Origin of the sequence: Pseudoalteromonas luteoviolacea NCIMB 1942, assembly GCF_001625595.1 — a bacterium.
GTDB classification, from domain to species: domain Bacteria; phylum Pseudomonadota; class Gammaproteobacteria; order Enterobacterales; family Alteromonadaceae; genus Pseudoalteromonas; species Pseudoalteromonas luteoviolacea_A.
Genome location: NZ_AUXT01000188.1, coordinates 1 through 12488, shown reverse-complemented (window position 1 = coordinate 12488; position 12488 = coordinate 1). Strand labels below are relative to the sequence as shown.

Annotated in this window: 10 protein-coding genes; 8 read left to right on the top strand and 2 right to left on the bottom strand. The window is 42.0% G+C overall.

The annotated features are described in order from the left end of the window. Positions 1–27 precede the first annotated feature (27 nt). The 8 genes from N482_RS17795 to N482_RS17760 all read left to right on the top strand — a co-directional run bounded on the left by N482_RS17795 (position 28) and on the right by N482_RS17760 (position 11313). Positions 28–1914, top strand: coding sequence for a M6 family metalloprotease domain-containing protein (locus tag N482_RS17795; RefSeq protein ID WP_063378322.1), 1887 nt, complete (start codon positions 28–30; stop codon positions 1912–1914). A gap of 336 nt (positions 1915–2250) precedes the next feature. Beyond that, a complete protein-coding gene (locus N482_RS17790) occupies positions 2251–3264 on the top strand; it encodes an SDR family oxidoreductase (RefSeq protein ID WP_063378321.1) in 1014 nt (337 codons plus the stop codon). 1 nt (position 3265) lies between these two features. Further along, on the top strand, positions 3266–4489 hold the full coding sequence (locus tag N482_RS17785) for an aspartate aminotransferase family protein (RefSeq protein ID WP_196763645.1): 1224 nt from the start codon (positions 3266–3268) through the stop codon (positions 4487–4489). 9 nt (positions 4490–4498) lie between these two features. After that, positions 4499–4945 (top strand): type II toxin-antitoxin system RatA family toxin, encoded by a 447-nt coding sequence (locus tag N482_RS17780; RefSeq protein ID WP_063378319.1) that lies wholly within the window; start codon positions 4499–4501, stop codon positions 4943–4945. Further along, entirely contained in the window at positions 4942–6057 is a 1116-nt protein-coding gene (locus N482_RS17775) for an acyl-CoA dehydrogenase family protein (protein WP_063378318.1), read from the top strand. Before N482_RS17780 ends, N482_RS17775 begins: the two co-directional genes overlap by 4 nt. After that, on the top strand, positions 6057–6908 hold the full coding sequence (locus N482_RS17770; RefSeq protein ID WP_063378317.1) for a formyltransferase family protein: 852 nt from the start codon (positions 6057–6059) through the stop codon (positions 6906–6908). The genes N482_RS17775 and N482_RS17770 overlap by 1 nt, the downstream gene beginning before the upstream one ends. A 242-nt stretch (positions 6909–7150) precedes the next feature. After that, positions 7151–8224 (top strand): efflux RND transporter periplasmic adaptor subunit, encoded by a 1074-nt coding sequence (locus N482_RS17765; RefSeq protein WP_063378316.1) that lies wholly within the window; start codon positions 7151–7153, stop codon positions 8222–8224. Continuing rightward, a complete protein-coding gene (locus N482_RS17760) occupies positions 8221–11313 on the top strand; it encodes an efflux RND transporter permease subunit (RefSeq protein ID WP_063378315.1) in 3093 nt (1030 codons plus the stop codon). The genes N482_RS17765 and N482_RS17760 overlap by 4 nt, the downstream gene beginning before the upstream one ends. A gap of 316 nt (positions 11314–11629) precedes the next feature. Here N482_RS17760 and N482_RS17755 read toward each other — a convergent pair whose 3' ends face one another. Together N482_RS17755 and N482_RS17750 are read right to left on the bottom strand one after the other, a co-directional pair. Beyond that, on the bottom strand, positions 11630–11809 hold the full coding sequence (locus tag N482_RS17755; protein ID WP_063378314.1) for a hypothetical protein: 180 nt from the start codon (positions 11807–11809) through the stop codon (positions 11630–11632). 69 nt (positions 11810–11878) lie between these two features. Then, positions 11879–12268 carry a helix-turn-helix domain-containing protein gene (locus N482_RS17750; protein ID WP_063378313.1) on the bottom strand — a complete coding sequence of 130 codons (390 nt, stop codon included), beginning with the start codon at positions 12266–12268 and terminating at the stop codon, positions 11879–11881. Positions 12269–12488: the final 220 nt, after the last annotated feature.

The window sequence follows — 12488 nt, the reverse complement described above, 5'->3', positions numbered from 1 at the left end:
TCAGGAAAACTTGTAAAGGAAACTATAATGAAGTTAATAAAGTCAATGTTGGCGGTTTCTTCGCTGACCATTCCTATGCTTTCACAGGCTGCAATTCCGTATCAAAATGAAGCGTATCAGTTCACTCAGCCTAACGGTGAAGTGCTCTCGGTATATTTGAACGGTAATACATATTATGCTGAACAAAAAACAAAGTCAGGCGCGTTATTGGTGTTTGATACAAAGCTGAAAGGGATGGCTTATGCGAAAGTAAGTGGTGATGGTACCCACCTTGTGTCAACAGGTGAGCTTGCTTCAGAGCTAAACGCCATACACGCAAATACCGTCAGCTCTGCTTTGATCAAGCAGCAAGGCCTGTCAAAGCAAGCGATCCAATCCCTTGTTTTACAAAAACAGCAAGAATTGATGCCCACCATAGAAAGTCCACTAATGACACGTACGCAGACAAGTTCGGTGAATACGCAAATTAGCGGTGAAGTAAAGGGGCTGACGATAATTATCGACTTCCCAGATGAGCGCGGCACAATTACCAAATCTCAAGTAGAGCGCTTTTTAAATGACAGGACTTATACCGAGTTTGGTAATGCGCAGTCTGTCAGAGGCTACTTTTTAGAGGTCTCAGGTGAGAAACTAGATTATACAAATACGGTGACGGCATATTACACGGCTAAGAAAAACAAAGCGTACTATGCGGATTCGAGTTTAAGTTCTACTGTGCGCTCTCAAGAGCTTATAAAAGAAGCACTGGATTGGCTTGAGTATCAACAGGGCTTTAACTTTTCAGCACTCACAACAAATAGCAGCGGTCAAATTCGTGGTCTTAACATATTCTACGCGGGTAACTCAGATAGCGCTTGGTCTAAGGGCTTGTGGCCGCACATGGCTAGATTGAGCCCAAGGTTTTGTGCTGATGGCGTATGTACTGACCGATATCAGATCACTGATATGCGCGCGAGTTTATCTATCGGTACTTTTGTTCATGAGTCGGGACACTTGATAACAAACTGGCCTGATTTGTATGACTATGATGGCAGCTCAGAAGGATCTGTTGCAAGTTATGGCGTTATGGGTTTTGGTGCGATTGGTACAACCAACAAATATCGACCCACGCCGCCTGTTGCACATTTTAGAGCGATCGCTGGTTGGGATACGGTTATTGAACTTAACCCCGCGGTTAATTCAAATGCACCTACCGGCCGATTGAGTCATACATCCGGTACTCATACATCATACAAATGGTCAAACCCAAGCAATAGTAACGAAGCCTTTTACATTGAGACGATTCATAAATCTGGACAAAACTCAGAGCAGCCAGGCCAAGGCTTAGCGATTTGGCACGTTGATAGCCGAGGCAATAACTCAAATGAGTGGTACCCCTATATTCAAATGGAACATGCTGATGGCAATCGCGATCCAGAAAATGATCGTAACCGCGGAGATAGCACAGATCTATACGGTGTAAACGGGGAGTTTAGCAGTGTGTTACCGAATACACTGTCTTCTCGAGGTACTAATGCACTTTGGTGGAATGGCAGTGATTCTGGTTTATCGGTTTCTGGCATTTCAGACCCTGCCAAAACGATATATTTTGACCTTGATTCCTCCGTAGTTGAACCACCAAAAGGTGATGTGTATAAAGGGACGTTGTCAAGCAGCGCGCAGAAAATTGAGCCTAACGGTAGCTGGTTTCAGTATACCGGTGGTCAGCTCAAATTAGATCTCACTGGCCCAAGTTCAGCCGATTTTGATCTAAAACTTGAACGCTGGCAAGGAGGTGCTTGGCAGCAAGTCGCTATTTCTGAGACTCCAACATCTGTAGAGTCGATTTCATATAGCGCAACAAGTGGCTACTATCGCATCGTAGTTTATTCATATTCTGGTGCTGGTGATTACACTTTAGTTGTGAACAAGTAACCAGACAGAAAGCTCACAATCAAATAGTGGACCTTGATAACGCAGTATTTGGTCCACTTTTAGCGTTACATTGATATTCAGTAACCGATTTGCGTTGTTGAAAATTCCCATCTTATTTTTCTCCCTCGTACATAAAGTTTGCACTTTTTGTTATTACAACGTTTAGGTAAAAGTTTACACCCAATTTACTGCATTGATATTAAACGAATTACCAAGGTTAAAATTTAGTAAATTATTTGTTTGATATAAAAGTGAAAATCATTATCATTATTACCTGTATAGGGTACTTTTGGTATGTTAAGTGACGCTTATACGTTTAATGATTAAGGAGTAATTATGTCTCGTAGATTTTTATTGACTGGCGCGACTGGAGTCGTGGGGCTCTCGATGATAGAGCTTTTATCACCCAATGATGAGATTGTTATTCTAGTTAATCAACGATCTTTCAAAGAGTTACCAGTTGGAGTGAGTCGTCAAATTCAAGGCGATATTCGTAAAGAAAAGTTTGGGTTAAGCACAGGTCAAATAGAAGAGTTAAAGGACATTCAGTGCATTGTACACAGTGCTGCACTGACGGACTTTACCGCTGACCCGCAAGTACTTGCAGAGATTAATGTAGCTGGTTTAAAGCACGCCATTAATTTATCTGAGCAGCTCAATGTGCCGTTAATTCATATCAGCACAGCATTTGTGAAAGGGCGTAACGGCCATGATTTTAACAATTATGAGCAGAGTAAACGCGAAGCCGAAGCGTGTCTTAGTGACAACGTAACGGTGATCCGCCCTTCGGTTATTATCGGTGATAGTGTCGCTGGATTAATGCCGAAAAAGCAAGGGATCCACAATATGCTAAAACTGGCAACGAAAGAAGTAATACCAATTGTACCTGGAGACGCCAATACCCTTGTGGATGTAATTCCACGAGATATTGTCGCAAAATGCATTTTAACTGTCGTGGATAAGAACCTAAAAGGCGAGTTTTGGTTAACTGCTGGGGGGTTGGCAAAAACACTAGGTGACTTATTAACATTAGGCGAAGATGAGGAGTTGCAATCCCTTTATCAAATAGGCTTTAAAGCGCCCAAATTAATGAGCCCAACGACCTTTGAAAGGCTTGTTAAGCCAGTCTTTATGCCTGCGTTACCCAAACGTTTTAAACGCATGTTTGAAGAAACTTCTATTTATCTTAAATACCTTGATATGTCAGAAGGTTTTCAATCAGACATTAGCACCTTAGCTGAAGTAGCAGGTGAAAGTTACCATTATGATATTCGCCATACTTTAGCGAAAAATCTGGTTGCTTATGACCATCAACACCCGCTAATTGCAACGCTTGATGGAGAGAGTTAACGTGCGAGCAGAAACGTTGGAAGTACTAAAAGCGCATAGCAATCGGTCTAAGGCAAGGCTTTCTAGCTTAATGAACTTGCCAATTGAGCACAGTGCAAAAGGCGCTGAAATTATTGACGAAAACGGTCAAGCCTATTTAGATTTTGGCGGTTTTGGGGTATTCATTTTGGGTCACCGCCACCCCAGAGTTGTGGCGGCTGTGAAGGCACAAGTTGATTGTATGCCTATGAGTTCACGCACTTTGGTCAATCCTGTACTTGCCAGTGCAAGTAAAAAACTCGTGGATATTTGCCCTAAAACGCTAGAGTATGCCTTTTTTACCAATTCAGGGGCTGAGTCAACGGAGCTTGCTTTGAAATTGGCCCGAGCAAACGGCTGTGAACATATCATCGCGGTGACAGGCAGTTATCACGGTAAGTCTTTGGGCGCTTTGTCTGTGACGCATCGAGATGAATTTAGAGCCCCATTTATGCCGCTTTTTAGCAATGTTGAATTTGTCGAAAGAGATAATTTAAGTGCACTTGAAGCAGCCTTTAAAAAATGTGGTGGTAAAGTGGCTTTCATCGCGGAGCCCGTGCAAGGAGAAGGGGGTGTTTACACTCTCGGTTATGAATTTTTGCATAAAGCCAAGTCACTTTGCACGCAATCGAAAGGGATATTTATTTGTGATGAGATCCAATCTGGACTAGCTCGAACAGGTTCGATGTGGGCGATAGATAAGTTTGCTATAACACCAGATGTAATGTTAGTCGGGAAAGGCTTAAGTGGTGGTGTAGTGCCTTGTGCTGCTGTTGTTGCCACCGAAGCTGCTTTTGCACCGCTAAATCAAGACTTTATGCTGCACTCTAGCACATTTGGCGGTTCACCCATCGCCCTCGCTGCGGCCGAAGCCACCATTGATGTACTTGTAAATGAACAAGTCGCAGCGCGCGCTAAGGTGTTGGGTGATCAGATTGCAGCTCGGTTAAATCAAATTGTCACCACATATAACCAATCACACCAAGATCAAATCATTATTCGCGCAGAAGGGCTATTAATTGGAATTGATGTTCAAACACCATCTAGAGCTGGTCAACTGACATTGTCACTGCTGAGTCAGCACGTTTTAACCAGCCACTCTCTTAGCAACGCATCAACAGTTAGGTTGACGCCGTGTGCATTTTTATCTGAACAACAGTTAGTTCATTTATATGACGCATTTGCAAACGCCCTGAACAAAATTTAAGGAAATACCATGAGACAAGTTATCTACACACAAACAGTTGCAGCCCCTGCACAAATCGCTTTTGACAAGATCGCGGACTTTAAATCGTTTGAAAGCCATTGCCAAGCGGTTATTTCTGTTGATGTAAAAGAAATTTCACCGAACGAATCTGAGTCTGCTTGGCTTGTACATTTTCATGATGGCAAGATGTCTTGGACCGAGCGAGACATTTTTGATGTAAAAAACCTCACCATAGATTTTACCCAAACAGATGGAGATGCAGACGTATTCGAGGGACGCTGGACGATTGAAGCGGTGAATGAATCTGAGTCTAAGGTGTCTTTTGATGCACGTTTTTGTATGGGGATCCCGACACTCGCAGATATTTTAGAGCCCATCGCAGAGTCAGCAATAAAACAGAATGTTGAGCAAATGTTGAGTGAGCTTTTTGCGACAAATGATAAGGCGGTGGCATGAGTATTCATCAGCAAGCGCAGCAGTTTTTACAAGATACTTTGCCCGCCTTAGCTGTTTACTTGCAAGAAACACCTTTTGAGGTTTTGGAGGGAAAGCAAAGTGACGCCATCGAAGTGTTTCGTGAATCTGGTGGCATCGCAACTCTTGTGAAAGAAAAGTATGGCGGCAAAGGATTAACAGCATGGGAGGGGGTGCTGCTGCAATTGGCAATAGGGGGGGCATCTCCATCACTTGCCATTGCAGCTGGGATGCATCAGTTTTCAATCGCGACTTTGCAAGAAATGGCCAAAGTTGGCAATGGATTGGAGTCTTTGATGCTTGAGGGAATTTCTCGCTCTAGCTTGTTGGTTTCTTCTGCGTTCAGCGAAGGTCAAATTTCTAAGAGTATTTTGAAAAGCCAAATCAAGGCGAAAGAAGTAGACAAGGGTTACGTTATATCTGGTGTAAAAAAACCATGTAGCTTGGCGTATTGCATGGATTTGTTAACTGCCAGTGTTCAGGTGGAGCCTAAGCAAGGAGAGCCCTATTTTGCAGTAGCTATGATCCACAAAGCCACTGAAGGTATCTCCGTTGAAAAGTTCTGGCAAGCTCCCTTTTTGCAAGCGAGCCAAAGTGAAGCAGTCATACTCGACAATGTATTTGTGCCGCACTCAATGATAGTCAATGTAGATGAGAAGTCAGCTTACCAATCACATATCGCCGGCTTCGTGTGGTTTGAATTGATCACCTGCGCATCTTATCTTGGCATGGTTTACGGCTTGGTGGCTCGCGCTTGTGAGCAGGGTCGTTTGAGAGGGGATGACAAAGCACGTGCGTATATCAAGTTAGAAGCAAGCGCATTATCACTTAAGGCGGTTTCAGGAGAGATGGATAATCAAACTCAGGATACGTTAGCGCAGATTTTGGCGGTACGTTATCAGCTACAAGATGTACTCGCACATGTCACCCAGAATACATTAAGTTTAGTAGGTGGCATTAATTACATCAATGAAGGCTACTTTGGCACTATTGCTCAGATTGTGCACGCTTTTAATTTTCATCCACCGGCTAAGCAAGCGATGTACACCCCCTTAAACCAGTACTTTAGTGGTAAAAAATTGGAGATGGTGTAATGCGTTTAGCGCTTTGCAATATCGAAAACATGGCAACTCAGCCGGCTATTTTACAGGTTATTGAAAATCATAAAGATGCGATTTCTCTGGTGATAACAAGTGATCCGTACTCGTCGAAAAATGGTGGTTTTTTAAGTCAAGCGTACCAAAACATCCTTAATCGTGGTTATCGATTTACCGAATACCTATTTGTGAAAATGGTGTTCTTAAATGTGTTTAGGCCTCTACTCAAGCTGTTTGGAGTGCAAGTATTGCCGAGTATTAAGCAGCGCTGTGACGAGCTTGGAATTAGCCATATTCATGTAAAAGACGTTAATGGAAGTGAGGTTGTTGAGCTGCTTAAAAGTAAAAAAATTGACTTACTGACGATTTATTACTTTGACCAGATATTACAACCAGAAGTAATAGCGGCACCTAGTAAAGGGGTTGTGAACTTTCATCCTGCATTTTTACCAAGCTGTCGAGGCTTATTTCCTATCATGTTCAGTTATTTGTATAACGAACAAAAATACGGCATATCAGCGCATTGGATAGAAAACACCGAGATCGATGCTGGGCCAATCATAGAGCAGCAGAAAATTGAATTATCAAATGCCTGTTGCTTGTTAGATATAGATAGGCAGGTGAGCAATTTCTTGCCGACGTTATACGGGAGCGTGATAAATAAAATAGCTTGTGGCGAGGGTGTTGCTACGGCACAAAATCATCAAGGGAGCTACTATTCCTATCCAAACAAATTACACTTAAAAACACTGAGTAAATCACTAAAAATGGTTAATTGGTGGTGGGCAGTTGGGGCTACATCAAAGTGTTCTCGAGATGACCTTCCGAGTAGCCAGATTGAAAAGTGAAATAATTTTAAGTCTTATTTATAGATATTTGTAGTATCTAAATTGCACGGAGTTACAATGAAAACTAGGGTATTTATTCTAGGCTGAAATTACTTCCCAACGAGAAGTGGGCTGAAAAGCTCAGCCCACTTTATTCATGTAAATACCATATTTGGAAAGTTGTTAAAATGAGATAAGGCCAAATACAAACTTTTGGCTGGTTACAGAAGTATAAAGGGTAAAGAAGATCGCAAGGAAATTGTATGAAAGTGTTTTTGAGTTTGATACTGCTAGTTAACTCATTGTGGGTGTTGGCACAGGTGAGCGGTGATACCCAAAGTAAGGGGTTGCCTGTTGCTGCATACAGCTTACAACAGGCCGAAGGCTTTTTTCAAACAAGACAAGTAACCGGACAAGTTGTTAAACGCCAAGAGGCGGAAATAGGCTTTGAGTTTAATGGGGTGATTGCTTCGTTTTATGTTGATCAGGGTGACACTATCAAACGTGGTCAAGTTTTGGCGAAGCAAGATACTCAGTTACTCGAAATAGAAAAGCTAGAATTACTGGCTAACCTAGACAAAGTTAAAGCACAGTTAACCCTTGCGGAGCAAGATAGTGAAAGGTTACTCAAACTGAGTAAATCTAACTACTCGGCTCAGCAGCAGCTAGATCAAAACAGGTCTCAAATCTCGGTTTTAAAGGCTGAGCAGCAAGTTTTAAACGTCAAACTCAAAGGCATGGATGTACGCTTGGATAAAGCCCAATTAAAGGCTCCATTTGATGGTGTGATAGCTTCGAGGGAGATCGCAGTGGGTGAAATAGTGGGGCCTAGTCAAATCGCTATTCGAGTCTTGGAGCAAGGAAATTCTGAAGTAAGAATTGGTGTACCACAGGGTTTACTAGCTAATATTCAAGAAGTTATGCCGGTAAATATAGGTGGCCGTTTTTATAAGGCCATTAAACGTTCCGGTGGGACTAATTTAGATCCTGTTTCAAGAACACTGCAATTGCGATTTTCACTGCCACATGAGGCGCAAGTTTATTCAGGTCAAATGGCGTCAATGACCATTTCAAAAAGGCAAGACAAAGCGGGTTATTGGATCCCCATGAGTGCGTTAACTAATGGTACTCGTGGGACTTGGCAAGTATATCAAATCGTATCAGAGCACCTCAAACCAACCACAGTAGAACTGTTACATAGTGATGGTCAATATGCGTATATCGATGGTGATTTGCAAAGTGGTGTGTCTATCTTAGCCAATGGCACTCACAAGGTAGCTGCAGATATAAAAGTAGATATCGTGCAATCAGTGGCAACCCGAGGTGAGCAAAGATGATCTCATATTTACTTAACAACGCTAGGTTTCAAGCGCTGCTTGTGGCTTTGTTGTTGGTATCTGGGTTTGCCGCATTAAACAGTCTGCCAAGAACTGAAGATCCACGAATTAATAATCGCTTTGCGTTTGTGACCACATATTTACCCGGCGCATCTGCTGCGCGTGTCGAGGCGCAAGTTACAGAAAAAATAGAGCAAAAATTAAAGCAGCAGTCGGAAATTAAAACCCTTGTTGCAATGTCTCGCTCTGGAATTTCAGTACTCAGTATTGAACTAGGTGACGATGTCACCAATAGTTTACCAGTGTGGTCAAGGTTACGAGATTTATTAGATGATGTGCAGATTGAGTTACCTCAAGAAGCCTCTTCGCCACTTTTGGAAGATGACAGGGGTTATGCTTACACCAAAATAGTGGCCTTAACTATCGAGCAAGACAATAACAGCTCCCTTTCGCTTCAGCAGGCCAAACAAGTGGCTGTTAATCGCTATACTAAAGAGCTACGTAACCGCTTGCGAAACCAAAGTGGTGTTGAAGTCGTCCATTTATTTGGTGTGGCGGACGAAGAAATCAGGATAACGCTAGACCCCGCAAAGTTAAAATTGGCGGGGCTTTCTTTTGAACAAGTCGCACAAGCCGTAAAAAATGCAGATGCGAAAGTTGCTGCCGGTATGTTGAGCAATCAACAAACTCAAATGCAAGTTGAACTGAGCGGTGAGTTTACATCAATTCAGCGGATCTCTGCGATTCCAATTCAAAGTGATGCAAACTTTGGTCAAGTACTCCTGCGCGATATCGCGACGATAGAGCGCACTTTAGCGGATCCCCAACCTGAGATAGCGTGGATAGACGGTATGCCTGGTGCATATTTGGGTATTAGGATGCTGCCAGATGTGCGTATAGATAAGTTTTCGAACGACATTGACAAGGTGCTCGCACAATTTAAACAAACGCTGCCTAGTAACATTCAGCTGCATAGCTTATTTGACCAAAAAGGATATACAGAAGAGAGGTTGGGCGGGTTACTAAACAACATATTAGTTGGTTTTGGGCTCATACTGGCCGTTTTGTTTTTGACCTTAGGGCTGCGTGCAGCACTTATTGTTGGCTTGGCACTGCCACTTACCGTGATGTTTACGTTAGCGTGCATGAATATTTATGGATTACCAATCCATCAAATATCTGTTACTGGACTTGTGGTTGCGCTGGGGATTATGGTGGATAACGCCATTGTAATTACTGATGCTGTGCAAAGGTTTCGACAGAAAGGTATGAATGCGTTGCAGGCAGTGGCAAAAGCAGTTAACCACTTTTGGATGCCGTTACTTAGCTCTACCTTGACGACTATTTTAGCCTTTATGCCAATAGTGTTAATGCCTGGCCCGTCTGGCGAGTTTGTGGGTGGAATAGCGCTAAGTGTAATTTTCGCCTTGATTGGCTCTTATTTGATTTCACACACTTTAATAGCGGTGTTTGCAGGCAAATATGTATTGGTCGACGATAGTAAATATAACGGGTTAGTAGCCCAAGGGCTTTCTATTGCAAAACTGAGTTTGTGGTTTGAAAAGATTTTAAAGCGCTCTTTAAAAAAACCTCTGTTGACGATAGCAACCGTGATGATTTTACCTGTATTAGGCTTTATTTCAGCAGGGCAGCTAACAGAGCAATTTTTCCCACCGGCCGACAGAGATATGTTCCATATTGAAGTTCGCTTGTCAGATAACGTTAGTATTCAAGCTACCAAAACATTAGTTGAAAAAATGGACAAACATATTCTCAAGCATGAGGGTATTGAAAGACTTGATTGGATGGTGGGGCGCAATATTCCTATTTTTTACTACAACTTATTACAACGCGACAAAGGTGCTCGAAACTATGCTCAGGCAATGGTTAAGGTAACAAACTTTGAGCGCGCCAATGAACTGATTAAAACCTTGCAGTATGAACTAGACAGAGCGTTTCCTGAGGCACAAACATTAGTTAGAAAGTTAGAGCAGGGGCCGCCATTCAACGCGCCCATTGAAATCCGTATTTTTGGACCTGAACTTGATAAGCTGGCAGAGATAGGGCAGCAAGTAAAGCAAACAGTGATCGCGCATCAAGATGTAACTCACACCAGAACGACGTTGCAATCCGGCGCAGCTAAGGTAGAAGTGCTTGCATTAGAATCCCAGTTAACTCACGCAGGGGCTCAAGCGCAACGTGTTGCCGCACAACTGCAAGCGCAATCTCAGGGAGTCAGCGTAGCAAGTATATTGGAAGGTACCGAGACAGTACCTGTTAGAGTCAGGTTTGATGATCATTATCGCGCTGATTTGGATGGATTAGCAGATGTAGAAGTGATGGGAAGCCAGCCTTTGCTGCTTTCTGCTTTTGCAACCAGCAGAATAGTACCTGAACAAAGTACTATACACCGTCGAAACGGTGAACGCCTGAACGTAGTTGAAGCTTTTTTACGCACAGATGTACTGCCTGCTAAAGTACTCAAAGATATCCAGCAACAACTCGAACAGTCGAAACTCTCATTGCCGGTAGGTTATCGCTTAGAAATAGGGGGCGAGTCACAACAACGAGATCAAGCCGTAGGGAGTTTGCTTGGAAAGGTTGGGGTCATTTTTGTGCTGCTCATCACCGTATTAGTTCTAACATTCAATTCATTTACAACGACAGGCCTGATTTTGGTTACCGCTTTTCAATCAGCAATGCTTGGCATATTAAGCGTTTACATTGCGGGGCATCCATTTGGTTTTACCGTAATTATCGGCTTGCTTGGACTTATGGGGCTGGCGATAAACGCAGCAATCGTGATTTTATCTGAATTACGCGCTAATAACGTCAACACGACGGATGAGATTGTGATATCTGTAATGACTTGTGCAAGACATATTACTTCAACAACCATTACGACCGTTGGTGGATTCTTACCTTTGATTTTAGCTGGTGGGAGCTTTTGGCCACCATTTGCAATTGCAATTGCGGGAGGAACAGTGTTAACAACTGTGCTGTCTTTTTTCTTTGTGCCGAGTTGCTATTGGATGATGAAAAAGCACAAAAGTTGCTCAGCTCTTAATAAACTGACTAGTACAAATTAACCAGAATAAATATGCCGATAAAAAAGATTTATTTTATATTAGTGTTAATGAGATAATTGATGAATTAATTTTCTTTGCATATTTAAAAAGTAAACTTGCTCAAAATGAAGCGATTAAAGCTTTTATACTCTTCCAAGCAAGTAGAGCCACATGGAGGTGGCTTCTTTAAGAATACAATTGTAATTGGTGACTTTTAAAATATCTTAGAGAGTAGTTATTGATTTTAATATTGATAATTCAGTGTGAAAACAAGTGCCCCATACCACCAGCGATTTGGGGCACTCATTCCAGGGAGTTAAATCATATAATATTGAAGTTAATAAGGATTTGGACAGGTTCTTGCTTGAATATGTGTAAACCAAGGGCAACCTTGTTCAATGCGTGTAGGTGGAAACGCTGTAACACCGCCACCGACGTTTGGCGTTTGGAAAACAGGCAGTTGTTTACTCTGAACACAAAGAGACTTAATTGACTTTTTATTTATCTTTAATTTCATATTCACATCCTTATTTAACTTACTTAATAAACTTATCACAAATTTTAATTTTATCAATGAAATCTTTTATTAACTGTTACTATTAATGGCGACCGTCATTAACCTTCTAAAATTTTTACAGTCTAAATGGTTTGAATGAGGACAATTTGCAGCCTTTTGTAAACCTGTTTGTATGGCTTGAAGTTGCTTAATTTTAGTTTCTATTTCGTGGGACTTTGTTATTAACTTTTCTCTACTAATATTTACGCCTTCTTCGGTGAAAATGGAGGCAATTTCATCTAGTGTAAAACCAGCTAGTTGTCCGAGTGCAATAATAGACAATTGCTCTATTACATCGTTAGAGTAGTAACGCCGAATGCCATTGCGTCCTGCAGGTTGAATTAACCCTTTCGATTCATAGTAGCGTAAAGCTGAAGCGTTTATTCCAGTCATTTTTGTCACTTTTCCAATGTCGAGCATGTTACCTACCTGATTAATAGCCTGTCTTATATTTTTTACCTTGGCATATAAACAGAGCATTGTTAAGTCTGTGCGTAACTCAACTAAAAGCTTGACTTAAAGTCGGCTTTAAGTTGTAAGCTGCCTCTGAGTTTTTGTTATATAGGTTTAATTATGAAAGCATCATTTTGGTTTGATAAATGGCAGACACGTGATATCGTGAATCGCCCCGAATTCATCG